Source organism: Catenulispora sp. MAP12-49 (assembly GCF_041262705.1).
In the GTDB taxonomy this organism is placed as follows: Bacteria; Actinomycetota; Actinomycetes; order Streptomycetales; family Catenulisporaceae; genus Catenulispora.
Map to the genome: position 1 here is coordinate 575,821 of NZ_JBGCCP010000003.1, position 26,085 is coordinate 601,905.

The following is a 26,085-nucleotide window of genomic DNA, read 5'->3' on the forward strand; positions in this document are numbered from 1 at the left end:
GGAGGTCCATCGATGACCGAGCAAGCGCGCTACTTCGAGGGCGAACTCGGCCGCATGCTGCTGGCGCGGTCGGTCGTCGACCGCGCCGCCGAGCGGCGCACCGACGAGGACTGGCTGGCGGCGGCGTGGGCCGACCCGGGTACCCGGGTGTTCGCGGTCGACGACAGCCGGGCCGAGGCGGTGCTGGACCCGGGCCCCGGGCTGGTGTTCCACCCCGGCGCGGTGTTCGACGCGCGGTACCCCGCCGCTCAGCGCTACTTCCTCGGCGTGGACGACGAGGACGTGGCGTACTTCGCGGTCAGCGTCGGTACACCCGGCCCGGACGGCAAGCCGACGGCCTCGACCGCCGGCTCCGCCTCCACCCCCGGCGCGGCGCTGACCTCGCCGCAGCCGCCGGCCGCCGAAGACGTGCCGGCGCTCGGCGAACTACGGCACGTGCGCGAGGTCGCCTCGACCCTGCCGGACCGCGACGGCGGCGTGCTGGCGCACGCGATCGGCCTGGACAACTGGCACCGCACGCACGGCTTCTGCGGGGTGTGCGGCCACGCGACCCGCGTGACCTATGCCGGCTCGGTCCGCAAGTGCGACCACTGCGGTACCGAGCACTATCCGCGGACCGACCCGGCCGTGATCATGGCCATCACCGACCCGGACGACCGGCTGCTGCTGGCCCGCAACGCGGCCTGGCCGCCGAACCGGGCGTCGGTGCTGGCCGGCTTCGTCGAGCCCGGCGAGACGCTGGAGGCGGCGGTGGCGCGCGAGTGCGCGGAGGAGGCCGGCCTGCGGATCACCTCCGTGCGCTACCTCGGCAGCCAGCCGTGGCCGCTGCCCCGCTCGCTGATGCTCGGCTTCACAGCGACCGTGGACGACCCGGCCCTGAAGCTGGACGGTGCCGAGCTCGACTGGGCGAAGTGGTACTCGCGGGCCGAGCTGAAGGAGGCCGTCAACTCCGGCGAACTCCTGATGCTGCCCTCGGAGATCTCGATCTCGCGTCGTCTGGTCAACCACTGGTACGGCGGCGACCCGGTGGCGCACTGACGCCCTTCCCTCATCGATCCAGCCGCGACTCAGGCTTCTTTTAGAGAACCATTGGTAGTGTCGTGGGCGTTGAAGGGAGGGGAGGCGACGCCATGCTGATACGCCCACGCCGGGGCCTGAGGATCAAGAGCCGAGCGGTTACGGCGCTCGTCGCGGTGACGGCCGTGGTGTCGCTGGCGGGTGCCTGCTCCAGCTCCGGCGTCATCGGACAGCAGTCCTCGGGCGGCGAGTTCGGCAAGGACTTCGTCGGCGCGGTGCTCAGCCCGAACACCCCCTCCGCGGCCGGCGGTGCCCATCAGGGCAAGGACGGCGGCCTGACGGGGCAGCAGTCGCTGCCCTCCTTCGACAACGCGCCCCTGCCCCAGCCGGTCGACGCGCGCAAGGTGCCGGGCCCGTACACCAACCACACCGGCGCGGTCACCGGCAAGCTGTTCTTCTACCGCCAGGGCGACGCCGACTCCGGCAACTACTACGTGTGCTCCGGCACCGTGATCAAGAGCCAGAACGCCAGCCTGGTGTGGACCGCGGGGCACTGCGTCCACGACGGCAAGGGCGGCACCTGGCACATGGACATGGTCTTCGTCCCCGCCTTCGACAACCCCGACGGCGACCCGAACGTGGACCCGAGCGACCTGTCGGCGTACGCGCCGCTCGGCACGTTCCCGGCGGTCCACGTCTGGACCTCGCCGGAGTGGGTCAAGACCGGCGACGAGCACGGCGGCGACCTGGCGCACGACTACGCGGTGATCGAGGTCGGCCGCAACTCCCGGGGCCAGACCCTGGACTCCGCGGTGCAGTCGACCGGGGCGAAGCCGGTGCCGATGTGGTTCAACGCTCCCACCGAGCAGGCCAAGACGCCGCAGATGTCGATCCGCGGCTACCCCGCCGCGCAGCCGTTCAACGGGATGTCGCAGTACGGCTGCACGGCCGACTCGGTCCAGCTGCTGAACGTCACCGAGCTCGGACCGGACGCGAAGGAGTACCGGGCCGGCTGCGACCTCACCGGCGGAGCCTCGGGCGGCGGATGGTTCGCGCGGGCCCCCGGGCAGTCCGCGGGGGACGTGTCACTGGTGACCAACACCTCGGTGGGCAGCGCGCACAACGCGCACGGCGGGAACTGGCTCGCGGGACCGTATCTGGACGCGAGCGCCAAGCAGCTCTACACCACCGCGAACGCCTCGCCGGCGCCCTGAGAGCGCGAGCTGCCTAGCGGCCCGCAGCCGAGGCCGTATGGCCTGTCGACGCAGTGGTGGAGGTCGCCGGACATACCGGCCCCGTGGCATGAGTTTTCGCGGTATGCCCGCCGGTGGTCACCGTGATGCCCACGACGAGGAGGGCGAGGAAGACGCCTGTTGTCTTGGTCATGGCACCAGGTGTAGTCGCACCGTGATCGTGGCGTAACCCAGAGTGTTCCGATGCCACCCGAACGTGGCCGGGCTTTCCACCCGCGTTCCACCCCGGAGTCAACCCCAGGGTTGAGGCCCGTGCCTGGTGGCAGGCGGTACCTTCGCTGACGAGCCCGAGAACGGGAAGCCGCTCGACCTAGGGGACCCCGATGGTTTTCGTCATACGCCGCCTGATCCGCCTGCTGAAGCAGCGCCGGCGCTAGCTTGCGCGTCGCAGGGCACGAAAAAAGCGGTGCCGCAGAGGGCGAGCCGGTTCCCGAGGAGCCCGCCGAAGCCGAAGAGCCTCCGGCCGGACAGCCGGAGGCCTGACGTCCTGTGTCAGCCGAAGCGCGGGCTCAGATGCCCGCGGCCTGCTTCACCTGCGCCAGCGAGGGGTTGGTCATCGCGACCTTCTCGCCGCCCGGCGCCACCACGACCACCGTCGGGACCGTCTGGTTCCCGCCGTTGACGCTCATCACGTAGTCGGCGGCGTCCGGCACCTGCTCGATGTCGACCTCCGCGAATCCGATGCCCTCGCGCTCGAGCTGGCTCTTCAGCCGGCGGCAGTAGCCGCACCAGGTCGTCGAGTACATCGTGATCTGGTCGTTCATCTTCCACTTCCTCATCGGCTGTCGGGACCATCCGGTCTGTGCAACCCGGGCGGGGCTGTGATTCTTCCGCATGCCCCGCGAAGGGTGTCGGCGGTTGATGCGAACATGGTCGGATGCCGCAGACTCATCCCGGCTCCGGCCCGGTCCCCGCCGCCGCGCTGCTGGACGCGCTCGACCCGGAGCAGCGGGCCGTCGCCGAGGCGCTGCACGGGCCGGTGTGCGTGCTGGCCGGGGCCGGGACCGGCAAGACGCGGGCCATCACCTACCGCATCGCGTACGGGGTGGGGACCGGCGAGTACATCCCGAGCCAGGTGCTGGCCGTCACCTTCACCCAGCGGGCGGCCGGGGAGATGCGGGGCCGGCTGCGGCAGCTCGGGGCCGGCGGGGTGCAGGCGCGGACCTTCCACGCCGCGGCGCTGCGGCAGCTCCAGTACTTCTGGCCCAAGGCCGTCGGCGGGCCGACCCCGCAGCTCATCGACTCCAAGATCCCGCTGGTCGCCGAGGCGGTGCGCCGCCTGCGGCTGAACGCCGAGCGCGCCGAGCTGCGCGACCTGGCCGGGGAGATCGAGTGGGCGAAGTCCACGCAGGTGGTGGCCGACGACTACGCGGGGGCCGCGGCCAAGGCGCTGCGCACGCCGCCGCGCGACGCCGCCGAGGTGGCGAAGGTCTACGCCGAGTACGAGAGCGCCAAGCGCGACCGCAACGCCATCGACTTCGAGGACGTGCTGCTGCTCACCATCGGCATCATGGAGGAGCGCCCGGACATCGCCGCGACGGTGCGCAACCAGTACCGCTTCTTCACCGTCGACGAGTACCAGGACGTCAACCCCCTGCAACAGCGTCTGCTGGACTGCTGGCTCGGCGAGCGGGCCGACGTGTGCGTGGTCGGTGACGCCAGCCAGACCATCTACTCCTTCACCGGCGCCGACCCCCGCTACCTGCTGGACTTCGCCGACCGCTTCGAGGACCCGACGATGGTCAAGCTGGTCCGCGACTACCGCTCCACGCCCCAGGTCGTGGCCCTGGCCAACGCCCTGCTGGACCGCGCCGAGGGCCGCGCGGCCAAGGCCCGGGTGCAGCTGATCGCGCAGCGCGCCGACGGTCCGCGCCCGAAGTTCGCCGAGCACCCGGACGCCGAGACCGAGGCCCGCGAGGTGGCGCGCGAGATCAAGAAGCTGGTGGACGCCGGGGTCCGGCTCTCCGAGGTCGCGGTCCTGTATCGCATCAACGCGCAGTCCGAGGAGTACGAGCAGGCCCTGAGCGACGCCGGCGTGCCCTACATACTGCGCGGCGTCGAGCGCTTCTTCGAGCGTCCCGAGGTCCGCGAGGCGATCCAGGTCTGGCTGCGCGGCGCCGCCAAGGCCCGTTCCGACCACGCCGCCGACACGCTGCCCGGCCTCGGCGCCGGCGGCCCCGGCGAGGACGGGGAGGGCGAGACCCTGGCCTCGGAGGTCCGCGCGATCTTCTCCAGCCACGGTTGGACCCCGCTGGCCCCCAAGGGAGCCGGCCGCCTGCGCGACCGCTGGGAGTCGCTGGCCGCGCTGGTCTCGCTGGCCGAGGAGTACGGCCGCACGCACCCGGACGCGGGCTTGGACCGCTTCAGCGCCGAGCTGCGCGAGCGCGCCGACGCCCAGCACGCCCCGACCGTCGAGGGCGTCACGCTGTCCACCTTCCACGCCGCCAAGGGCCTGGAGTGGGACGCGGTCTTCCTGGTCGGCATGACCGAGGGCATGATGCCGATCACCTACGCCGAGACCCCCGAGCAGATCGAGGAGGAGCGGCGCCTGCTCTACGTCGGGGTGACCCGTGCGCGCGAGCGGCTGTTCCTGTCGTGGTCCCTGGCGCGCTCCCCGGGCGGCCGGGCCTCCCGCTCCCCGTCGCGCTTCCTGGACGGCCTGCGCGGCGGCGTGGGCCGCGACACCCGCGAGGGCGCGGCGGGCGGCGTCATAAGAGGCGGCGGCTCCGGACGGCGCCGCCCCTCCGGCTCGTCGGCGGACAGCGAGGAGCGCCCGCGCCGGACAGTGGAACCGATCACCTGCCGGGTCTGCCACCGGTCCCTGATCGACGCGGCCGAGCGCAAGATCGGCCGCTGCGAGACCTGTCCCAGCACCCTGGACCCCGAGCTGTACGAGGAACTGCGCGAGTGGCGCGCGGGGCAGGCCAAGAAGCAGAAGCTGCCCGCTTACTGCGTCTTCACCGACGCCACCCTGACCGCGATCGGCGAGTCCCTGCCGGCCACGCCCGCCGCCCTGACGAAGATCGCCGGGGTCGGCAAGGCGAAGGCGGACCGCTACGGGGACGAGGTGCTGGGGCTTATCTCCGCGCACACGTCGGACTACAAGGCCGGTCAGATGTCGGGGCAGACCGACGCGAGCTGAGCCAGCAGCGCCGACTGCAGGTCCGCGGTCCCGGGCGTGATCCCGACGAACACCGGCTGGGCCGCCGCGGCCAGCTGGGTCGGGGTGGTCCGGAACCGGGGATCGACCGGTTGCAGCCCGATCGGCGTCGCCGCGTTCAGCGCGGCCGCGGCCACCGAGGCTCCGCCGCGCACCGCCAGGTAGTCGCCGAGCGCGGAGCAGTCGGTGATCCGGTCGGTCACGTTCACGTCCAAGCCCTCGGCGCCGATCTGCTCCGGTGCGGAAAGGTCGGTCTGCGCGCTCACTCCGGGGACGGTCGACGACTTCGGCAGGGGCACCGCCATCCGCGGCGCGTCGGAGTCGGCGTCGATGTGCAGCGAGTAGCTCACCACCGGGTTCTGCGGGCTCGGCGTGCCGGTCACCGCGGTGGCGCTGACCCGGGACGGCACGCTGGCCAGCACGTCGCCGCACAGCCGGTAGAAGCTGCTGGTGACGTAGGACTGGAACTGGAGGGCGTCGAGCGAGCCGAGGAACTCGGGGTTCGCGGCCGCCTCCTCGGCGCCGGACGCCGGCAGCGCCGGATGCCCCGGGTCGAAGGCCAGCGGCACGGTGGCCGGCGAGCCGGCCGCCTTGTCCTTGGCGGCGGGTGTGCGCACCGTCGCCGTCACCCCGGAGGGGTACTCCGGCAGGGCGGCGGCATCGCAGCTCACGCCGATCTTGGTGGTGAGGGCCTCGGTGTCGCCGGGGCCGAGGGTCATGGCCGGCGCCGGATCGAGCACGGCGACCCCGGGCACGGCGATCCGGAGCCCGGTGACCTCCAGGGGCTTCGCGCCGTCGTTGCGGAGGGCGACGGTGAAGTAGGCCGGCAGCGAGTCCTGGCCGGAGGTCCCGCCGAAGACCGAACCGCCGGAGCTTCCGGATCCGGATCCGGATCCGTTGAGGTTGCCGAAGCTCAGCGTGGCGCTGCCCCCGAGCACGTGCAGCAGCATCCGGTCCTGGGCGTGCGCCCGGGCGTGGCCGACGTCGCGGCTGTGCACGGCCACCCCGGTGGCCCCGGCTCCGGCCGCCAGGGCCAGGGCCAGCAGGCCGGCCAGGCTCCGGCGCCGCCGCCGCTCCGGGTCGATCTCGCGGCCGGCGGCCAGCGGGGTGCGGTCGCGGAGCCGGTGCAGGGCCGCCGCCAGGCGGTGCGGCGGTGCGGCGGCAGCCGGGCCGGGCTGCGGGTCGAGCAGTTCGTCCTCGGACTCGATCAGGTCGGTCATGAGCACGCCGCCTTCTCCTGCTCGACCACTTCGCCGGTCATCCGCAGCGAGCCGGTCAGCGCCTGCTCGATGAACACCGGCTGCGGGGTGTCGCCGCTCCCGTCGTCCACCTGCATCATGGTCTCCCCGAGCACCGGGGCGTCGGTCAGGATGCTGGTGCAGTCGTGGATGTTCACGGTCAGCTGTCCCGGCCGGCTCTGGCCCGGATCGAGGTGGATGACCGCGGGGGACCACTCGGTGCGCAGCTGGGGGTCGTCGATGTAGGTCGTGTCGCCGCGCGAGGTCAGGGTCACGCCGTGGTTGGACGTGTTCTTCACGGTGAAGCCCAGGACGAAGCTGCCCTTGGAGGAGGACAGCACGTTGTCGTAGGCGAACATGACGTCGCTGGGGAACCGGGCCGCGCCGGCGCCCGCGCTGAGGCGCTGCACGGTGCGGTCCGTCGTGTACTGGGTGCAGGGTCCGGCGTCGGCGGAGATGATGCCCGGGACGGCCGCGCCACCGGGGCTGCGGAACGCCGACTGCCCCGCCGCCAGTTGGTCGGAGGTGGCGACCCGGGTCGCCAGGACCAGGTCGTGCAGGTCGCCGTCGGAGTCGCGGGCCTGGACGTGCACGGCCGGGAAGGCCAGCGACGTCCCGCCGCCGGTGCCCGGGGCGTCGGCGAACATCCCGGTCTGCTGGCTCAGGATGACCAGCGGGCAGGACAGCCGGACGGTGAGCGCCACCTTGGCGGTGCCGCCGGCCGGGATCCGCGGCGAGCCGCCGGCCGGCTTCCAGGCGCTGCTGGTCATCAGGGTGCCGGCGTCGACCTGCACGGAGGCCAGGGTCACCGCGTCCGGGCTGTTGTTGGCGATCTCGACGACGTACTGGCCGACCGCGGTGGTGTTCGCGGCGTTGTAGGAGGAGGCCGCCGGGTCGCCGTCCACGACCGCGTCGACCGCGAGCGCGACCACGTCGGCGCGGTCGGCCGCTCCGGCGACGGTGTCGAACCAGGCGGTGCACGCGCCGCCGATCGCGCAGGCCAGGACGACCGCCGCGGCCACGGCCGCGATCTCGCGGCGCGAGCCGCGCAGCCGCCGGCCGCCGGAGCGGATGGCGGTCGCGCGCTCCCGGAGGGTGCGGGCCGGAGGTTTGGCCGGACGCTCGCCCGGCTCGTCCGCGCCGTCCTGGTCGTCGATCCACTCGAAGACCTCTTCGCCGTCCTCGACCGGGCCGAAGACGTCGTCGTCCGGTGGGTCGCCGGCGCCCTGGTTGGTGTCCATCCCGCCCCTGTATCCCTCGCGCTGTCCGCTGTGGTGCTCCCCGCGGCCACCCATCCTGGCCCATCCTCCCGCGAAGTTTTCCAGAAAGTTCGTGTGAAAGGGGTGACAGGCCGGTGCGGTTCTGACAGCATGGTCCGCGTCGAGGTTGGGGGCAACTATGTCGACCATGGTGGGGGCCATCGGAGCCGAATTCTCTGGCTCAAGGGCGAAACCGCAGGTCAAAAATAGTTTGCGGCCCATAACGGGGATCACCTAACCTTCCGATGCGGGCGAGGAATCGCCCGAAGCACCACTGTGTGCCTCAACTGAAGAATCCATCTGTAAGACGTGTGGTGCCGACTGCCAGCGGCTCCGTCCACACCAAGGCGAAGTGAAGGAGGCGAATTTCGATGAGGAACATGACCGGCATTGCTGCCGTCCGCGTGCAGGAGACGACCCCTGCGCAGGTTTTCCGTGCGTCCGAGGACTTCGCCGCCGCCTGCCGCCTGGTGTCCGGGCAGGAGTGCTTCGGCTCGGCGGCCGCCGTCTGGCAGGTGGAGTCGGTCTCCGGCGCCGGCCTGGCCGGCGCGGCCGCGACCCTGGGCCTGATCGCCCTCGGCGCGGGTCTGCTGGAGCGGCACGGCTATGTCCGTCAGCTGGGACAAGAGGCTCTGGTCCCCGCAACGGGTCTGGGTCTGGACCGGAACTTGGGTCTGGACCGGAACTCGGGCCTGGGTCTGGGCGACGGGCGACCGCAGAACGACGGCAGTGGCATCTCCGAGCGCGACTACGACAGCAGCAAGGGCGACAACGGCAGCAAGCCGATGACCCTGTGGGACTTCCGCACCTCCAGTCCACCTGGATGAAGAACTTCTTCAACCGGCAGGACTTGAGGCCGCGGAATCCCGATAAGGGATCCGCGGCCTTCGTGTTTCTCGACGCACGACAGTACGGCCCGCGACGGTGACCCCGTGGCGGGAGCGGTACCGCAAGACCCGGTCTGAAGAACTCAAGCCGGGAGAAGACAACTGACGAGGTGACTCACAGTGCAGAACATGTTCGACACGGTCGTCGAGCAGATCGACACCACCCTGCCGTGCCGCGCTTACGACCCGGAGGTGTTCTTCGCCGAGACCCCGGCCGACGTCGAGTTCGCCAAGGCGATCTGCGTCGAGTGCCCGGTGAAGGCCGCCTGCCTGGCCGGCGCCCTCGAGCGCCGCGAGCCGTGGGGTGTCTGGGGCGGTGAGCTCTTCGTCCAGGGGGCGATCGTGGCCCGCAAGCGGCCGCGCGGCCGTCCGCGCAAGGACGCCGCCCTGGTCGAGGCCCAGATCGCCGCCGAGGCCGCCGCCGCGGTCGAGGCCGCCAAGAAGGTTGCGATCCCGGCATGAGCGTCCACGGTCTCCCGCGCCAGCGCATGCTGCAGGGCCCCGGCCACCGCGCCGGCAAATCGCAGCAGGCACAGCAGGACACGCAGTTCAAGCAGTACCCGACACAGATTTCAGCGACCGCCGAGACCGGCGATCCCACAAGGAGTTTCCAGATGCTATTCCAGTACGAAGAAGCCGCACGCTACCGATCACAGGAGCTGCGCGACCAGGCCGAGCGGCAGCGCCTGCTGCGCGAGGCGAGCCGTCTGCGCAAGGAGAGCGGACGGCGTGCGCGCCGGACGTTCGCGGGGTTGTTCCTGAACTAGGAGCGTCCCGCCGCGGGGGGTGCCGGCGGCGATCGGCAGTGATCGACAGCGATCGGCAGTGAATCCAGGGCCGGTTCCGGAGTCTTCCGGGACCGGCCCTCACCGTTCCCCGAGGTGAGGGGCGGCCGCGGGTGAATCAATGCTCTTGAATCAAAACTCTGACTCTTGTAGCGTTCTCGCGAATCGGGGGACATCTGTACGGGGTTACACGGATGGCAGATCAGTTGAACGTGGACGTCGACGCGCTGGAGTTGTTCGCCGGCCAGCTCGACGTGACGCGGTCGCAGTTCGACGCGACGGCCAAGAGCATTTCGGCGCCCGGCGGTGGGCTGGGCGGTCCGCGCTTGGCGGCGGCCCTGGCGGACTTCAGCCAGCGGTGGGGGGTCCATCGCGAGGTCCTGGACTCCTATTTCAGCGCCTTGTCGCGGATGGTGGGCGATTCCGCGAAGACGCTGCGCCAGCAGGACGTGGCGCTCGCGCAGGCCCAGGAATCAGCGGTCCAGCACCGGCAAGCGAGCCTGTCGTAACCGAATCCGACGGTCCGCGACACCATGATCGGAGAACGTGCTGATGCGCGTTTCAGATGACGGCGGATCCTCGGCTCGGCCCACCAACTGGTGGATTCTCGGGCTTTCCGCTGATCCGACACCCGGCGATCCTTTCGCCGCCACGCTGTTGTCCAGCCAGATGTCCGGCGTCGCCGCGGATCGTCCAGCTCGTGCAGGCGTCGGCGAGGGCCTGCTCGTCGATCGGGTGGCCTGATGCCTCGGCATAGGCGGCCTCGGCTTCGGCCAGCAGTTCAGGCGGTTGTCCGGTCGAGCACCAGCAGGTCGGGAAGCCGATGCGGAGGTACGCCAGCTCGACCATGCCGTCGCCGAGGGATGCCTGCTCGAAGTCGATGAAGCGCACTCCGTCCGCCGTGTGCAGGTCGTTGGCCGGACAGGGGTCGCCGTGCAGCAGGTCCGCGCGGGCGGAGCGGGTCGCGAGACGGGTCAGGAGGGCTTCGAGTTCGGCGCCGGTCTGGTCCGTGGCCGGTACGCCGAGCCATGCGGCCAGCCTCAGGAACGCCTCGATGTCCGCGCTCGTCGGCCCGGACCAGCGAGGCAGGTCGACGCCTTCGGTGGGTGCCCTGTGCAGCCGGCCCAAGGCCGCCGCGTAGGGGACGATCCAGTCTGCGGCGGGCGGGCGCTCCTCGACGTACTCGGTGACCAGCGTGCGCTGCGCCGGATCCGCGCCGAGCAGGCGCGGGACGACCGGGGGCCGCACAGCCGACGCGGCTTCCAGCGCCGCGACCTCCCGTGCGAAGCGGTCATCCGCGCCGTCGCCGGCGACCAGGTGCTTGATCACCGCCCGGGTGCCGCCGAAGGTGGCGCGCCAGACGTCCGAGCGGGGGCTGCTGGCCAGGCTCCGCACCCGCTTCGGGGTGCCGAGCCGGGCTTCGAGGCCGTCGCCGAGCGGGGGTCTGGACCGCATGCCTCATCGTGGCATGCGGTCGGGCTGCCAGGCTGCCATGAGATCAGGCTGCCACGCGGTCAGGCTCCCAGGCGATCAAGCGGGTCAATCGGTCAGGCCGTCCCGCAGGACTACTTCCGCACCGGCGAGACGCCCAGCGACATGCCGACCAGGCCGCGGCTTCGCGTGGCGATCTTGTCGGCGATGCCGATCAGCACCTGGGCGGCGGGGGAGTCGGGGTCGGAGGCGGTCAGCGGCTGGCCGTTGTCGCCGCCCTCGCGCAGCCGGACGTCGATCGGGATCTGGCCCAGGACCGGCACCTTGGTGCCGGTGGCGCGGGTCAGGGCCTCGGCCACGGTCTGGCCGCCGCCGCTGCCGAAGACGTCGACCTGCTCGCCGCAGTGCGGGCAGGGCATCCAGGACATGTTCTCGATGACGCCGGTGATGCGCTGGCGGGTCTGCACGGCGATGGTGCCGGCCCGCTCGGCCACCTCGGCGGCGGCCTGCTGCGGGGTGGTGACCACCAGGATCTCGGCGTTCGGGACCAGCTGGGCCACCGAGATCGCGATGTCGCCGGTGCCCGGGGGCAGGTCCAGGAGCAGGATGTCCAGGTCGCCCCAGTAGACGTCGCCCAGGAACTGCTGGATCGCGCGGTGCAGCATCGGGCCGCGCCAGACCACCGGGGAGTTGCCCGGGGTGAACATGCCGATGGAGATGACCTTCACGCCCGAGGGCGCGGTGGGCGCCAGGATCATGTCGTCGATCGGGGTCGGGGGCTCGGTCACGCCGAGCATGCGCGGGATCGAGTGGCCATAGATGTCGGCGTCCACGACGCCCACCTTCAGGCCCTTCGCGGCCAGCGCCGCGGCCAGGTTCACGGTCACCGAGGACTTGCCGACGCCGCCCTTGCCCGAGGCGATCGCGTACACCCGGGTCAGGCTGCCGGCCTGGGCGAACGGGATCTCGCGCTCGACCTGGCCGCCGCGCAGCTTGGTCTTGAGCGCCTCGCGCTGCTCGGAGTTCATCACGTCCAGCTCGACCTCGACCGCGGTGACGCCGGCGATGGTGCCGACCTCGCGCTTGATGTCGTTGGTCAGCCGGTCCTTCATCGGGCAGCCGGCCACGGTGAGGAAGATGGCGACCTGCACGGCGCCGTCGGCGGCGACGTGGACCTCTTTCACCATGTCCAGCTCGGTGATCGACCGGTGGATCTCAGGGTCCTGGACACGGGAGAGCGCCTTGTGGATGGCGTCCTCCGTGATCCCATGCTCGACGGCGATACTCATGCACACGATGCTACGTCTTCCCGGCGCCGCCTCGGAGGCCGCCTTGTATGCGCTGCGTCACGCGAGATGGCGGCCTGTATGCCCGGCCGGGCCGCCCGCACGCTCCGGCGGCGCGCCCGTGGCACTCCAGTTTGTATAGGCGACATGCCGTCTCATTACGCGGCGACGAACGTGAGACGACCCGTCCAAGGTCTACACTGAGGCCCGTACAGCCCACATCACAGCGTCGTGGAATCCGGGCGAATTCACTCCTGACCTGCGTGAAGGAAGAGCTGTCGTGACCAAGCCTGTGGTGTCCGCCAAACCCGTCGTCCTGATCGCCGAGGAGCTCTCGCCGGCGACGGTCGACGCCCTCGGTCCTGACTTCGAGATCCGCAACTGCAACGGCGCCGACCGCGCCGCGCTGCTGGCCGCGCTGCCCGAGGCCGACGCCCTGCTGGTCCGCTCCGCGACCCAGGTGAACGCCGAGGCGCTGGCCGTGGCCGGCAAGCTGAAGGTCGTCGCCCGCGCCGGGGTCGGCCTGGACAACGTCGACGTCGGCGCGGCCACCAAGGCCGGCGTGATGGTCGTCAACGCCCCCACCTCGAACATCACCTCCGCCGCGGAGCTGGCCATCGCGCTGCTGCTGGCCACCGCGCGCCACATCCCCAGGGCCAACGCCTCGCTGAAGTCCGGCAAGTGGGAGCGCAGCAAGTTCACCGGCGTGGAGCTGGACGACAAGGTCGTCGGCATCGTCGGCTTCGGCCGGATCGGGCAGCTGGTCGCGCAGCGGCTGGCGCCCTTCGGCGTGCGGCTGCTGGCCTACGACCCCTACGTGCAGCCGGCCCGGGCCGGGCAGCTCGGCGCGAAGGTCGTGAGCCTGGACGAGCTGCTGGCCGAGTCCGACTTCATCACCGTGCACCTGCCGAAGACCCCGGAGACCATCGGGCTCATCGGCGAGGAGGCGCTGACCAAGGTGAAGCCGGGCGTCCGGATCATCAACGCGGCGCGCGGCGGCATCGTGGACGAGGCCGCGCTGGCCATCGCGATCAAGGAGGGCCGGGTCGGCGGCGCCGGCGTGGACGTGTTCGTCACCGAGCCGTGCACCGAGTCCCCGCTGTTCGACCTGGACCAGGTGGTCGTGACCCCGCACCTGGGCGCCTCCACCGACGAGGCCCAGGAGAAGGCCGGCGTGGCCGTGGCCAAGTCGGTGCGCCTGGCACTGGCCGGCGAGCTGGTCCCGGACGCGGTGAACGTCCAGGGCGGCACCATCGCCGAGGACGTGCGCCCCGGCCTGCCGCTGGCCGAGCGCCTGGGCCGGGTGTTCACCGCCCTGGCCGGCGCCGCGCCCACGCAGCTGGACGTGATCGTCCGCGGCGAGATCACCCAGCACGACGTGAAGGTCCTGGAGCTGGCCGCCCTCAAGGGCGTGTTCGCCGACGTGGTCGAGCACTCGGTGTCCTACGTGAACGCCCCGCTGCTGGCTACCGAGCGCGGCATGGAGGTCCGGCTGACCACCAGCTCGGACAGCCCGGACTACCGCAACATGACCACGGTCCGCGGCGTCCTGGCCGACGGCACGGTGGTCTCGGTCTCCGGCACCGTCACCGGCCCCCGCCTGATCGAGAAGATCGTCGAGGTCGACGGCTTCCAGCTCGACGTCACCATCGCCGAGCACCTGCTCTTCCTGCGCTACACCGACCGCCCCGGCGTCGTCGGCCAGCTCGGCGGCGTCCTGGGCGCCGCGGGCATCAACATCGGCGGCATGCAGGTCGCCCGCGCCGCCAAGGGCGGCGAGGCCCTGGTCGCGCTGACGGTGGACTCCGTCGTGCCGGCCGGCCTGCTGGAGGAGATCAAGGCCGCCATCGGCGCGACCGCGGTGCACAGCATCTCGCTGGAGAACTGAGCGCTGAACGCACCGGCGTGAGCCGGTGAGGCAGAACGTTGGAGAACGTTGCGACGGGCGGTCCCGGGTTCCGGGGCCGCCCGTCGGCGTGCGGGAGCGGAATGCGTTCGCGCCGAGAGCGGCCGAGCGGGCAGTATCAGAGGCATGCGTACACGACTGAGCGGGCGGTTCACCGGCGCCGACCATTAGGCGCCGTCAGACCCTCTGACGGGACAGCCGCTGGAGCCAGCGTGTCCCGCACCGACCATCACGTCCCGTTCAAGTACCGGGACGACCTTCCGCGCGAACTCCGGTTTCTCGTTCGCATCAACGGATCCAGCAGTATGACCATGCTCGCGAACTGTTTGGAGCGTCGCTCGCGAGCCGCGGCGCGGACCCATTGCCTGCTGGTGACCCGCACGCACCGAGCCGGCGGCCCCGGTTGCCTCGACGGCGTCGACGATCTCGTCGAGCCCGACGCCCGTCCCCGTCACGGTGCGCACTGGCTCTTCTTCTGACGGGTGCCGCCTACTCCGGCCGCCTCCCCCAAGCCGTGATGTGTGTCAGCGACAGATCCACCACCGCAGGGTCCTGCAACAGTCGCCGCGCCTCCTTGTACACCGCCTCGTCCAGTTCCATCCGCGGCCACAGCTGGTCCCAGGTGCGCAGCCAGAACTCGTTCGCGGGGCTGCCGGCGCGCAGGGGTGGGGTCGCGGCGTCGACGCCGATGTCCGTCAGGCCCAGGTCGCGGAGGCGGCCGGGGTAGTCGCGGGCGAAGTGGAAGTCGGTGCCGATGGTGGTGTTCAGCATGCGGCGCATCGCGGCGAAGGTCTGGCGCAGGGCCGCGTGCGGGGAGGAGGGGGTGGTGAAGTCCACGTCGTCGCCGACCAGCAGCCAGCCGCCGGGGCGGAGCCAGGTGGCCAGGCGGGCCAGCAGGTCTGTGCGGCGGCGGGTGTGCATCAGCATGATGCGGCAGAGCACGAGGTCGTAGGTGCCGGGCTCGGCTTCCAGGGCGTCGGCTTCGAGGGGGTCGAGGTTGGTGGGGTTCGCGTATGTCTCCAGCATCCGGGTGCTGCGGTCCATCGCGGTCACCGTGCCCTCGGGCGCCACCATGACGGCCAGCCAGCGGGCCAGGTGGCCGGGGCCCGCGCCGACGTCCAGGCACCGCCATCCGGGCGATATGCCCAGGGCCCTCAGGCAGCGCTGGGTGTGGTCGTCGTACATGGCCGCGAGGGCGGACAGGCGGGGGAGTTCCGTCGCGGTGCGCTCGGGGCGGAAGAGGCGGTCGCCGTAGCGTTCGCGGCGGTGTTCGCGCTGGTGCGCGCCGGTGGCGGGGGTGTGCGCGGGGGCCTGGCTCATAGCTCCTGATTCTTCGCCGCCGGGGCCGAAGCGGCACGTGGGCGGCGAACGGGGACGGAAGGGGACGCTTCGCGGCGGTCTCACATCGTAAGAACATCGGCTCGCGACGCAGACAAGATTTAGTCGGATGTCCTAGTGTTTTCATTGCGCCGCAGGCCACCCTTACCGCGGTAGTCCTTTGCCAGCTGTACTCCGGCACCCCTTCGGAGTCGTCCTCCCCTTACGACGACAATCCGCGATCAAGACCTTGTCTGGAGTCCGCCATGACCCGCACCCGCCGTCCCCGCAACACGTCCGCCTCCGCCGCCGAGGCCGCCGCCGCTGCCCGCGAGGCGCTGCAGCAGGCGTTGGACCGGCGCAGCCGCTGAGGCGCGACGTCCACATAGCGAACACTCGCAGCTTGCCCATCGAGACACGGTTTACCGTAGGACCATGACAGCACCCTCCTCCATCCGGCTGGCCGTGATCCCCGGCGACGGCATCGGCGTCGAGGTCACCGCCGAGGCCCTGAAGGTCCTGCAGGCCGCGCTGCCGCAGGACGTGAAGGTGGAGGGCACCGAGTACGACCTCGGGGCCCGCCGCTACCACGCCACCGGCGAGACGCTTCCGGACGAGGTGCTCGAGGAGCTCCGGGGCTACGACGCGATCCTGCTCGGCGCCATCGGCGACCCGAGCGTGCCCTCCGGGGTGCTGGAGCGCGGGCTGCTGCTCAAGCTGCGCTTCGCCTTCGACCACCACGTCAACCTGCGGCCCTCGCGCCTGTTCCCGGGCGTACCCGGTCCGCTCAAGGAGCCCGGCGAGGTCGACTTCGTCGTGGTCCGCGAGGGCACCGAGGGCCCGTACACCGGCAACGGCGGGACCATCCGCAAGGGCACCGTGCACGAGGTGGCCACCGAGGTCAGCCTCAACACCGCCTACGGTGTCGAGCGCGTGGTCCGCGACGCCTTCGCCCGGGCCCAGTCCCGGCCGCGCAAGAAGCTGACGCTGGTCCACAAGACCAACGTGCTGGTCTTCGCCGGCTCCCTGTGGAGCCGGGTGTTCACCGAGGTCGCCGCCGAGTTCCCGGAGGTGGCCACCGACTACCTGCACGTCGACGCCGCGACCATCTTCCTGGCCACCCAGCCGGAGCGGTTTGACGTGATCGTCACCGACAACCTGTTCGGCGACATCATCACCGACCTCGCCGCCGCGGTGACCGGCGGCATCGGGCTGGCGGCGTCCGGGAACCTGGACGTCACCGGCACCTTCCCGTCGATGTTCGAGCCCGTACACGGCTCGGCGCCCGACATCGCCGGGCAGGGCAAGGCGGACCCGACCGCCGCGGTCCTGTCCGCGGCCCTGCTCCTGGACCACCTCGGACGGACCAAGGACTCCTCGGTCCTGACCGAGTCCGCGCGCAAGATCGAGGCGGCTGTCGAAGCCGACCTCGCCGAGCGCGCCACGAACACCACGCCGCGGACGACCTCCGAGATCGGCGACGCGCTGGCGGTCAAGGCCGCCGGGTTGTAACCCGCCGCTGTACAACATCCACACCCGGAACCGGCCTGGCGGCACGAAGACGCCAGGCCGGTTCGCGTCGCGCCGCGATGCGCGCACGAGGCGAGGTATGCCTCGCCCCGCTCCTGGGGTAACGTCTCAGATAATGGGATTTTCCCTGGGAGGGGCGCTGCGAGCTGCGCACCTCGGCTGCACACCGGGCCAGAGCTGGCCGTCTAGGCCGTCAAGGAGGACGCGCGAGATGTCACTGACCATCGATCTCAAGCCGAGCAGCACCCCCAAGTCCGCCGAGGAGCGCGAGGCGCTGAAGGCGGTCGGCGGGTTCGGTCAGATCTTCACCGACCACATGGTCACGATCCGCTACACCGAGGGCCGGGGCTGGCACGACGCCGTCCTGGAGCCCTACGGCCCGGTGAGCCTGGACCCGGCGGCCTCGGTGCTGCACTACGGCCAGGAGATCTTCGAGGGTCTGAAGGCCTTCCGGACCGCCGACGGCCAGATCGTCTCCTTCCGCCCCGACGCCAACGCCGCGCGCTTCAACCGCAGCGCCGCCCGGATGGCGATGCCGGAGCTGCCCGAGGACCTGTTCCTGGCTTCGATCGACGCGCTGGTCAGCGTCGACCGCGAGTGGGTGCCCGAGGGTGAGGGGCGCAGCCTGTACCTGCGGCCCTTCATGTTCGCCACGCAGGTCGGCCTCGGCGTGAACTCGCCGAGCAAGGAGTACCTGTTCATGCTCATCGCCGGTCCCGCCGGCTCGTACTTCGCCGGCGGCGTCAAGCCGGTGACGGTGTGGCTGTCCGAGGACTACGTGCGGGCCGTTCCGGGCGGCACCGGCGAGGCCAAGTGCGGCGGCAACTACGCGGCCAGCTTCCTGGCCCAGGCCCAGGCCGTGGAGCAGGGCTGCGACCAGGTGGTGTGGCTGGACGGCTTCGACCACAAGACGGTCGAGGAGATGGGCAGCAACAACCTGTACTTCGTCTACGGCCAGGGCGCCGACGCCCGGCTGATGACCCCGGCGCTGACCGGCTCGCTGCTGCCCGGCATCACCCGCGACTCGCTGCTCACGGTGGCCGCCGACCTCGGCATCCCGGCCGAGGAGGGGACGATCACGGTCGAGCAGTGGCGCGACGGCGTGGCGTCGGGGGAGATCACCGAGGTGTTCGGCTGCGGCACCGCGGCCGTGGTGACCCCGCTGGGCCGGGTCAAGGGCAAGGACGGCGAGTTCGCCATCGGCGCCGGCGAGCCGGGCCCGGTGACCCTGCGGATCCGCGAGGCGCTGCTGGACATCCAGACCGGCAAGGCCCCCGACCTGCACCACTGGCTGCGCAAGATCGCTTAGTCGGGCCGGGTAATCCGGACCGGCGCCGTCCGGGCGATTTGTTATTAAGTAGTTGAAAGTCGGCGGGGCGCGAGGCAAGGTCGGGGAGTGACAGACATCCTGACCGGCTCCGCGCCCCGCCGCTCGTTGTGGCGGCACCGCGATTTCCTGCTCCTGTGGGGCGGGCAGTCGGTCAGCGAGATCGGCAGCGCGATCACCCTGCTGGCGCTGCCGCTGGCCGCCGTGGTGCTGCTGGACGTGAGCACCTTCCAGGTCGGCCTGCTCACCGCGATGAGCACGCTGCCGTTCCTGCTCGTCGCGCTGCCGGCCGGCGCGATCGTGGACCGGGTGGCCAAGCACCGGCTGATGATGTGGTGCGACCTCGGCCGGCTGCTGCTGATGGCCTCGGTGCCGCTGGCCACGCTGCCCGGCCTGCACCTGACCTACCTTCACCTGCTGATCGTCGCGCTGCTGGCCGGCGTGCTGACCGTGTTCTTCGACGTCGCCTACCAGAGCTACCTCCCGGTGCTGCTGGAGCGGGGCGAGCTGGTCGACGGCAACGGAAAGCTCGGGGTCACGCAGTCCTTCGCGCAGTTCGCCGGGCCCTCGCTCGGCGGCGTGCTGGTCGGCGCGCTCGGCGCGGCGCGGGCGCTGGTCGCCGACGCCGCGAGCTACGGCCTGTCCGCGCTGTCGCTGCTGCTGATCCGGACGCCCGAGCCGCCGCCGCATCCCAGCCACCGGGAACGACGGATCCGGGACGACGTCAGGGAAGGCCTGCACTTCGTCGTCAAGCACCCGATCCTGCGCAAGGTCGTCGCCTGCACCGGCACCAGCAACCTGTTCAACTCCATGCTGCTGGCCGTGGAGATCCCCTTCATGGTCCGCACGCTGCACCTCAAGCCCAGCGGGGTCGGCCTGGTGCTCACGTTGGCCGCGGTCGGCGGGATGGTCGGCGGCCTGGTCGCCAAGCCGCTGGCCGACCGGTTCGGCAGCGCGCGGATCATCTGGCTGGCCCCGCTGGTGCTGGGGATCCCGGCGTTCCTGGCGCCGCTGGCGACCCCCGGCTGGGGTGCGCTGTTCTACCCGGCCGGCCTGGCCTTTTTCGGGATGATGGCGGTGGTCTACAACGTCGCCCAGGTCTCCTACCGGCAGACGATCACCCCGCACGAGCTGCTCGGCCGGATGAACGCCAGCGTCCGCTTCATCGTCTGGGGGACCATGCCGCTGGGGGCGCTGCTCGGCGGCATCGTGGGTACCTGGGTCGGGCTGCGGCCCACGCTGTGGATCGCGGTGGTCGGCAGCTATTCGGCGGTGGCCTGGGTGTTCTTCTCGCCGCTGCGCCACATGCGTGATGTGACCGATCCCGCATGACGAGACGCACTGTCCCAAGGGCTTTCCGGTGTGGCAGTGTTGTAGCCATGCAGCATCAGCCGCAGATTATTACGGCGTGCGCGCCGGCACCGGAGCAGCGATAACCCACTGCCCACCGCCAGCGCGCAGACCTCTCGTGGATTCCCACGAGGGGCCTTTTTGTTTTCGCCCATGTTCGCAGCGTTTTTTTGAAGCCTGCACAGCCGAGGAGTCCCGGGCATGTCCGCAAAAGACGACTACGAGTCTTTTCACGTTTACGACACCACCCTGCGCGACGGCAGCCAGCAGGAGGGCCTGTCCCTCGCCGTCGCCGACAAGCTCGCGATCGCCCGGCACCTGGACGCCCTGGGCGTCGGCTTCATCGAGGGGGGATGGCCCGGCGCCGTCCCGAAGGACACAGAGTTCTTCCGGCGGGCTCAAACAGAGCTCGACCTGAAGCACGCGCAGCTCGCCGCGTTCGGCAAAACCCGCCGGACGGGCGTGAAGGCCGCCGACGACCCGCTGGTGGCCGCGCTGCGGGAGTCCGGAGCGCCGATCGTCACGCTGGTGGCCAAAAGCCATGTCCGGCATGTCGAACTGGCGCTCCGGACCACCTTGGAGGAGAACCTGGCGATGATCCGGGACACCGTCGAGCACCTGCGTGCCGAGGGGAAGCGGGTGTTCCTGGACGCCGAGCACTTCTTCGACGGCTACCTGGCCGACCCCGCCTACGCCCTGGAGTGCCTGCGCACCGCCGCCGAGGCCGGCGCGGACGTGTCCGTGCTCTGCGACACCAACGGCGGCATGCTGCCGGCGCAGCTGGCCGACATCGTGCACGAGGTGCGCCAGGCCTCCGGCACCCGGATCGGCATCCACACCCACGACGACGCCGCCTGCGCGGTGGCCAACGCGCTGGCCGCGGTCGACGCCGGCGCCACCCACGTGCAGGGCACGGCCAACGGCTACGGCGAGCGCTCGGGCAACGCGAACCTGTTCAGCGTGGTCGCCAATCTGCAGCTCAAGCTGGGCCGGGAGGTGATCCCGGCGGCCGGGCTGGCCGAGATGACCCGGATCGCGCACGCGGTGGCCGAGGTGACCAACCTGGCGCCGAACCCGCAGGCCCCCTACGTCGGGGTCTCGGCCTTCGCGCACAAGGCCGGGCTGCACGCCTCGGCGGTCCGCGTCGACCCGGACCTGTACCAGCACATCGACCCGCAGCTGGTCGGCAACGACATGCGGATGCTGGTCTCGGAGATGGCCGGCCGGGCCTCGATCGAGCTCAAGGGCCGCGAGCTGGGCTTCGACCTGTCCGCCGATCCCGACACGCTGAGCCGGGTGACCAACCGGGTCAAGGAGCTGGAGGCGTGCGGCTACTCCTTCGAGGCCGCCGACGCCAGCTTCGAGCTGCTGCTGCGCGGGGAGCTGTCCGGCACGCCGGTGCGCTTCTTCGAGGTGCTGTCCTGGCGGACCTTCGCCGACCGGCTCGCCGACGGCGCCGTGGTCAACCAGGCGACGGTGAAGCTGCGGGTCAAGGACGAGGAGGTGCTGGCCGCCGGCGAGGGCAACGGTCCGGTCAACGCCCTGGACAACGCGCTGCGGGCGGCCCTGGCCACCGCTTACCCGGCGCTGGCCGGCCTGGAGCTGATGGACTACAAGGTGCGGATCCTCACCGGCGACCACGGCACGGCTTCCCGGACCAGGGTGCTGATCACGACGTCCGACGGCGTCGCGGAGTGGTCGACGGTCGGGGTGGACGAGAACGTCATCACCGCCTCCTGGCAGGCACTGGTCGACGCGGTGACCTTCGGTCTGCTCGCCAAGGGTGAGACAGTGCTCTGAAAGAGGTCCTGAAGAGTCCTCTGAAAGGCAGGCTATTGACCCGATCGGTGATGATTCCCGCCCTCGTCTCGGTTATCTCCCGCTAATATGACGGTGCGTAAGGGGTCAGTGCCCTAGAGTCAGCCTTCCGTCGGAAGTCAGCGAGGGTTGGTGACGCACTGCCATGGGACTGGACAGCCGAGGGCCGATGCGGGCCCTTGACACCCGGCGGCTGCCCGGGGCGCGCCTGCCCGGCGTGCCGCCGGGCTATAAGGCCGCCGCCGTGCTGATCGCCGCGCACGCGTCCGTGGCCCTGGCCGGCCCGTCGGGCGCGGTCCCGGCTCTGATGGGCGACGCGGGTCTGGCCGCCGCCGCGGGACTCGCGGCGGCGGCGTGCATCCATCGCACGGTCGTGATGGTCCGCCACTACCGCATGGCCTGCTTCCGCTGCTACTCCTGGCTGCTGGCCGGGATGTCCTGCCTGGCCGCCGCGATCGGGAACGCGGTGTGGGCCTGGTACGAACTGGTCCTGGACGTCACCCCGCCGAGCCCGTCGGCGGCGGACTGGTCCTTCCTGTTCTTCGGCCCGCTGGCCCTGGCCGCCTTCGTCACCGCGCACGGCGAGCAGGTCAGCCTGACGGTGCGGGTCCGGCTGCTGCTGGACACCACGCTGGTGGCCGGCTCGCTGTTCGTGGTGGCCTGGGTGCTGGCGCTGGCGCTGGCCATCGAGCGGGTGGACTCCCCGGTGCGCACCTTCCTGGTCCTCGGCTATCCGGCCTTCGACCTGGTGCTGGTCAGCCTGCTGCTGGCGCTGCGGGCCCGCACGCCGGGGGAGCGCGGCGGGATCGGCACCGGGGTGCGGGTCGGCTATCTGATGATCGTGGTCTGCGACTCGATCTTCACCATGCCCGCGGTCCGGGACGGCTACCGCTCCGGCGGCATCCTGGACACCGGCTGGTTCGCCGGCTATCTGGTGATCGCGGTGGCGGCCTGGTACGGCGACGGCTGGCGGCCCGAGCGCGCCGGCAAGACGGCCGCCGCCGGGCACGCCTCCGCGTGCGGCGCCGGCTGCTCGATCGGGCTGCACGACTGCGACGCCGCCACCGGCCGCGAGGTCGCGCTCACGCTCGCCGCGCCGGACGTGCCGGCCCCCGGGACCCGGTTCATCGACTCGCCCTCCCGCTGGGCCGCGCTGCTGCGGACGGTGCGGGGGATACTGCCGTACCTGGCCGGGGCCTTCAGCCTGGGCGGCGTGCTGGCCGACGGCCTGGACACCGGGCGCCGGATGGACCCGGTGGTGCTGATCGCCGGGGCCGCGGTGCTGGTCGCGCTGGTGGCCCGGCAGGCGCTGACGCTGTTCGAGAACCAGCGCCTGACCGAGGACCTGCGCCGCGCCGCCGCCACGTTGCAGCACCACGCCTACCACGACACGCTCACCGGCCTGGCCAACCGCGCGCTGCTCACCGACCGGCTGGAGCACGCGCTGACCCAGCGGCAGGCGGAGTGGGAGCCGGTCGCGGTGATCTTCCTGGACCTGGACGGCTTCAAGGGCGTCAACGACTCCGTCGGCCACGAGACCGGCGACCGGGTGCTGGTCGAGGCCGCCATCCGGATCTCCGGCTCGCTGCGGGTCGGGGACACCGTGGCCCGGTTCGGCGGGGACGAGTTCGTGATCGTCCTGGAGGTCGGCACGACGGTCGGCGGCGCGCTGGTGGTGGCCGAGCGGATCCGCGGCCGGCTGTGTGAGGAGTACCGCATCGAGGGTCTGGAGCACCATCTCGGCGCCTCGGTCGGCGTCGCGTTCTCCGAGCCGGGGGGCTCGGCGTCGAACCTGCTCAGGAGGGCGGACGCGGCGATGTACCGGGCCAAGACCGGAGGCCGGAACCGGGTCGTCGCCGAACCGCTCGCGGCCACCTGGGCGGTTTCGCATGGCGAGACCGCACCGATCAATGCTTGACACAGCCGCGGGCCGAGGAGGAGGGTTACGACCATGACGACACGACAGTCGATTCTCGTACTTGCCAGGCGCGTGGGCTGAGTTTCACAACCAGCCACGCGCCTCCCCTCGTTGAGCCTTTCGGCTCCGAGGGTTTTTTGTTGGCCAAGTACGGCAATCTCAAGAAGAGAGACAGTCATGACAGACCGCAGCGATCAGCAGGCGATCTCCGGCGCCGCCTCGTTGATCCGGTCGCTTGAGGAGAGCGGGGTCGACACCGTCTTCGGGATCCCCGGCGGCGCGATCCTCCCGGCCTACGACCCGCTGTTGGACTCCACGCGGCTGCGCCACATCCTCGTCCGCCACGAGCAGGGCGCGGGCCACGCGGCCACCGGCTACGCACAGGCCGCCGGCAAGGTCGGGGTCTGCATGGCGACCTCCGGCCCCGGCGCGACCAACCTGGTCACGCCGATCGCCGACGCGCACATGGACTCGGTCCCGATGGTCGCGATCACCGGCCAGGTGGCGAGCACACACATCGGCACCGACGCCTTCCAGGAGGCGGACATCGTCGGCATCACGCTGCCGATCACCAAGCACAGCTTCCTGGTCTCCCGGGCCGACGAGATCGCGCGCACCGTCGCCGAGGCCTTCCACATCGCCTCGACCGGCCGCCCCGGCCCGGTGCTGATCGACGTCACCAAGGACGCGCTGCAGGCGGCGACCGACTTCTCCTGGCCGGTCGAGATGGACCTGCCCGGTTACCGGCCGGTCTCCAAGCCGCACGCCAAGCAGGTGCGCGAGGCCGCCCGGATGCTCACCGAGGCCAAGCGGCCGGTGCTGTACATCGGCGGCGGCGTGCTCAAGGCCCGGGCCACCACCGAGCTGCGGGTGCTGGCCGAGCTGACCGAGGCCCCGGTCGTGACCACCCTGATGGCCCGCGGCGCCTTCCCGGACAGCCACCCGCTGCACCTGGGCATGCCCGGCATGCACGGCACGGTCGCGGCGGTCACCGCGCTGCAGAAGGCCGACCTGATCGTCGCCCTGGGCACGCGCTTCGACGACCGGGTGACCGGCAAGCTGTCCAGCTTCGCGCCGAACGCCAAGATCGTGCACGCCGACATCGACCCGGCGGAGATCTCCAAGAACCGCACCGCCGACGTCCCGATCGTCGGCGACTGCCGCGAGGTGATCGCCGACCTGGTGGTCGCGGTGCAGTCCGAGCACGCGGCCGGCCGGCGCGGCGACTACGCCGGCTGGTGGGAGCAGCTCAACGGCTGGCGCAAGACCTACCCGCTGGGCTACGAGCTGCCCGACGACGGCTCGCTGGCGCCGCAGCAGGTGATCGAGCGGCTGGGCCGGATCGCCGGACCCGACGCGATCTTCGCCGCGGGCGTGGGCCAGCACCAGATGTGGGCCTCGCAGTTCATCTCCTATGAGAACCCCTACACCTGGCTGAACTCCGGCGGCGCCGGGACCATGGGCTACGCGGTCCCGGCCGCGATGGGCGCCAAGGTCGGCATGCCGGACTCCACGGTCTGGGCGATCGACGGCGACGGCTGCTTCCAGATGACCAACCAGGAGCTGGCCACCTGCGCGATCAACGACATCCCGATCAAGGTGGCCGTGATAAACAACGGCAGCCTGGGCATGGTGCGGCAGTGGCAGACGCTGTTCTACGGCAAGCGCTACTCCAACACCGACCTGCACTCCCGCCGGATCCCGGACTTCGTGAAGCTGGCCGAGGCCTACGGCTGCGTGGGCCTGCGCTGCGAGTCGCCGGAGGACCTGGACCGGACGATCGAGAAGGCGATGGAGATCAACGACGCGCCGGTGGTCGTGGACTTCGTGGTGCACCGCGACGCGATGGTGTGGCCGATGGTCCCCTCCGGGGTGTCGAATGATGAAATCCTGGCCGCACAGGACGTCCGGCCCGACTTCGGAGACGGCGAAGAATGAGACATCGAGAAGTTCTCGCTTTTATTCAGCACAGCGGTGACGGAGAGGAATAAGGACAATGTCTCGACACACTCTTTCCGTCCTGGTCGAGAACAAGCCCGGCGTCCTGACCAGGGTCGCCGGCCTGTTCGCCCGCCGTGACTTCAACATCGAGTCGCTGGCGGTCGGGCCGACCGAGCACGAGGACGTCTCCCGCATCACGCTGGTGGTCACCGTCGAGGACCACCCGCTGGAGCAGGTCACCAAGCAGCTCAACAAGCTGGTCAACGTGCTCAAGATCGTCGAGCTGGACCCGGCGGCCAGCGTGCAGCGCGAGCTGCTGCTGGTCAAGGTCCGCTGCGACCAGGAGAGCCGCGCCGAGGTCATGGCCACGGTGCAGCTCTTCCGGGCGAAGATCGTCGACGTCGCCCCGGACGCGGTGACCGTCGAGGCCACCGGCGACAGCGAGAAGATCGAGGCGCTGCTGCGTGTTCTGGAGCCCTTCGGGGTGAAGGAGCTGGTCCAGTCCGGCATGGTGGCCATCGGCCGCGGCTCCCGCTCGATCGCGGACCGGCCGCTGCGCACGGTCACCCCCGAGGACGTCCGGGCACACCACGAGGGCACCCACGCCCACGCCGCCAACGGCTCCCGGGACAACCACAACCGCACCCACAGAAAGCAAATGA

Annotated in this window: 20 protein-coding genes and 2 pseudogenes; 16 read left to right on the plus strand and 6 right to left on the minus strand. The window is 71.1% G+C overall.

Annotation, left to right across the window (positions count from 1 at the left end; all coding sequences use genetic code 11):
- Positions 1–12: 12 nt before the first annotated feature.
- Together nudC and ABIA35_RS09725 are read left to right on the plus strand one after the other, a co-directional pair.
- A complete protein-coding gene (gene nudC / locus ABIA35_RS09720; RefSeq protein ID WP_370357603.1) occupies positions 13–1,038 on the plus strand; it encodes an NAD(+) diphosphatase in 1,026 nt (341 codons plus the stop codon).
- 92 nt (positions 1,039–1,130) lie between these two features.
- Complete coding sequence (locus tag ABIA35_RS09725) at positions 1,131–2,231, plus strand: serine protease (protein ID WP_370338125.1); 1,101 nt, start codon at positions 1,131–1,133, stop codon at positions 2,229–2,231.
- A gap of 548 nt (positions 2,232–2,779) precedes the next feature.
- Here ABIA35_RS09725 and ABIA35_RS09730 read toward each other — a convergent pair.
- Positions 2,780–3,034 carry a mycoredoxin gene (locus ABIA35_RS09730; RefSeq protein WP_370338127.1) on the minus strand — a complete coding sequence of 85 codons (255 nt, stop codon included), beginning with the start codon at positions 3,032–3,034 and terminating at the stop codon, positions 2,780–2,782.
- Between the two features lie 113 nt (positions 3,035–3,147).
- Between ABIA35_RS09730 and ABIA35_RS09735 the strand changes: the two genes are divergently transcribed.
- On the plus strand, positions 3,148–5,412 hold the full coding sequence (locus ABIA35_RS09735) for an ATP-dependent DNA helicase UvrD2 (RefSeq protein WP_370338129.1): 2,265 nt from the start codon (positions 3,148–3,150) through the stop codon (positions 5,410–5,412).
- On the opposite strand, the gene ABIA35_RS09740 is transcribed toward ABIA35_RS09735, so the two are convergent.
- Together ABIA35_RS09740 and ABIA35_RS09745 are read right to left on the minus strand one after the other, a co-directional pair.
- Complete coding sequence (locus ABIA35_RS09740) at positions 5,382–6,650, minus strand: hypothetical protein (RefSeq protein WP_370357604.1); 1,269 nt, start codon at positions 6,648–6,650, stop codon at positions 5,382–5,384. The genes ABIA35_RS09735 and ABIA35_RS09740 overlap by 31 nt on opposite strands.
- Complete coding sequence (locus ABIA35_RS09745) at positions 6,647–7,909, minus strand: hypothetical protein (protein ID WP_370357605.1); 1,263 nt, start codon at positions 7,907–7,909, stop codon at positions 6,647–6,649. Before ABIA35_RS09745 ends, ABIA35_RS09740 begins: the two co-directional genes overlap by 4 nt.
- Positions 7,910–8,298: 389 nt before the next feature.
- Between ABIA35_RS09745 and ABIA35_RS09750 the strand changes: the two genes are divergently transcribed.
- From ABIA35_RS09750 to ABIA35_RS09765, 4 genes and pseudogenes are all read left to right on the plus strand, one after another.
- Positions 8,299–8,754, plus strand: coding sequence for a hypothetical protein (locus tag ABIA35_RS09750; protein ID WP_370338135.1), 456 nt, complete (start codon positions 8,299–8,301; stop codon positions 8,752–8,754).
- Positions 8,755–8,943: 189 nt separating this feature from the next.
- Positions 8,944–9,195, plus strand: a pseudogene (locus ABIA35_RS09755) (WhiB family transcriptional regulator); the annotation flags it as partial.
- Between the two features lie 77 nt (positions 9,196–9,272).
- Positions 9,273–9,581: a hypothetical protein gene (locus ABIA35_RS09760; protein WP_370338137.1), complete on the plus strand. Its 309-nt coding sequence runs from the start codon at positions 9,273–9,275 to the stop codon at positions 9,579–9,581.
- 212 nt (positions 9,582–9,793) lie between these two features.
- Positions 9,794–10,108 (plus strand): hypothetical protein, encoded by a 315-nt coding sequence (locus ABIA35_RS09765; RefSeq protein ID WP_370338139.1) that lies wholly within the window; start codon positions 9,794–9,796, stop codon positions 10,106–10,108.
- A 52-nt stretch (positions 10,109–10,160) separates the two neighbouring features.
- Here ABIA35_RS09765 and ABIA35_RS09770 read toward each other — a convergent pair whose 3' ends face one another.
- Positions 10,161–11,054: an aminoglycoside phosphotransferase family protein gene (locus tag ABIA35_RS09770; RefSeq protein WP_370357606.1), complete on the minus strand. Its 894-nt coding sequence runs from the start codon at positions 11,052–11,054 to the stop codon at positions 10,161–10,163.
- Positions 11,055–11,164: 110 nt separating this feature from the next.
- A complete protein-coding gene (locus ABIA35_RS09775) occupies positions 11,165–12,319 on the minus strand; it encodes an Mrp/NBP35 family ATP-binding protein (RefSeq protein ID WP_370338143.1) in 1,155 nt (384 codons plus the stop codon).
- A gap of 292 nt (positions 12,320–12,611) precedes the next feature.
- On the opposite strand from ABIA35_RS09775, the gene serA reads away from it, so the two are divergent.
- Together serA and ABIA35_RS09785 are read left to right on the plus strand one after the other, a co-directional pair.
- Positions 12,612–14,204, plus strand: a complete 1,593-nt coding sequence (gene serA, locus ABIA35_RS09780; RefSeq protein ID WP_370338474.1) for a phosphoglycerate dehydrogenase — start codon at positions 12,612–12,614, stop codon at positions 14,202–14,204.
- Between the two features lie 230 nt (positions 14,205–14,434).
- Positions 14,435–14,701 carry a hypothetical protein gene (locus ABIA35_RS09785; RefSeq protein ID WP_370357607.1) on the plus strand — a complete coding sequence of 89 codons (267 nt, stop codon included), beginning with the start codon at positions 14,435–14,437 and terminating at the stop codon, positions 14,699–14,701.
- Between the two features lie 10 nt (positions 14,702–14,711).
- Here the strand turns inward: ABIA35_RS09785 and ABIA35_RS09790 are convergent, their stop codons facing one another.
- Positions 14,712–15,542, minus strand: a complete 831-nt coding sequence (locus tag ABIA35_RS09790; protein ID WP_370357608.1) for a class I SAM-dependent methyltransferase — start codon at positions 15,540–15,542, stop codon at positions 14,712–14,714.
- Between the two features lie 432 nt (positions 15,543–15,974).
- Between ABIA35_RS09790 and ABIA35_RS09795 the strand changes: the two genes are divergently transcribed.
- From ABIA35_RS09795 to ilvN, 7 genes and pseudogenes are all read left to right on the plus strand, one after another.
- The gene (locus ABIA35_RS09795; RefSeq protein WP_370338147.1) at positions 15,975–17,051 is read left to right on the plus strand and encodes a 3-isopropylmalate dehydrogenase; all 1,077 of its coding nucleotides are present in this window, start codon (positions 15,975–15,977) and stop codon (positions 17,049–17,051) included.
- A gap of 229 nt (positions 17,052–17,280) precedes the next feature.
- On the plus strand, positions 17,281–18,378 hold the full coding sequence (locus ABIA35_RS09800; protein WP_370338148.1) for a branched-chain amino acid aminotransferase: 1,098 nt from the start codon (positions 17,281–17,283) through the stop codon (positions 18,376–18,378).
- Positions 18,379–18,465: 87 nt separating this feature from the next.
- On the plus strand, positions 18,466–19,728 hold the full coding sequence (locus ABIA35_RS09805; RefSeq protein ID WP_370338150.1) for an MFS transporter: 1,263 nt from the start codon (positions 18,466–18,468) through the stop codon (positions 19,726–19,728).
- A 219-nt stretch (positions 19,729–19,947) separates the two neighbouring features.
- Complete coding sequence (gene cimA, locus ABIA35_RS09810; RefSeq protein WP_370338152.1) at positions 19,948–21,546, plus strand: citramalate synthase; 1,599 nt, start codon at positions 19,948–19,950, stop codon at positions 21,544–21,546.
- Positions 21,547–21,733: 187 nt separating this feature from the next.
- Positions 21,734–23,482 (plus strand): diguanylate cyclase, encoded by a 1,749-nt coding sequence (locus tag ABIA35_RS09815; protein ID WP_370338154.1) that lies wholly within the window; start codon positions 21,734–21,736, stop codon positions 23,480–23,482.
- 177 nt (positions 23,483–23,659) lie between these two features.
- Entirely contained in the window at positions 23,660–25,420 is a 1,761-nt protein-coding gene (locus ABIA35_RS09820; protein WP_370357609.1) for an acetolactate synthase large subunit, read from the plus strand.
- 58 nt (positions 25,421–25,478) lie between these two features.
- Positions 25,479–25,988 (plus strand): annotated as a pseudogene (gene ilvN, locus ABIA35_RS09825) (acetolactate synthase small subunit); the annotation flags it as partial.
- Between the last annotated feature and the right edge of the window lie 97 nt (positions 25,989–26,085).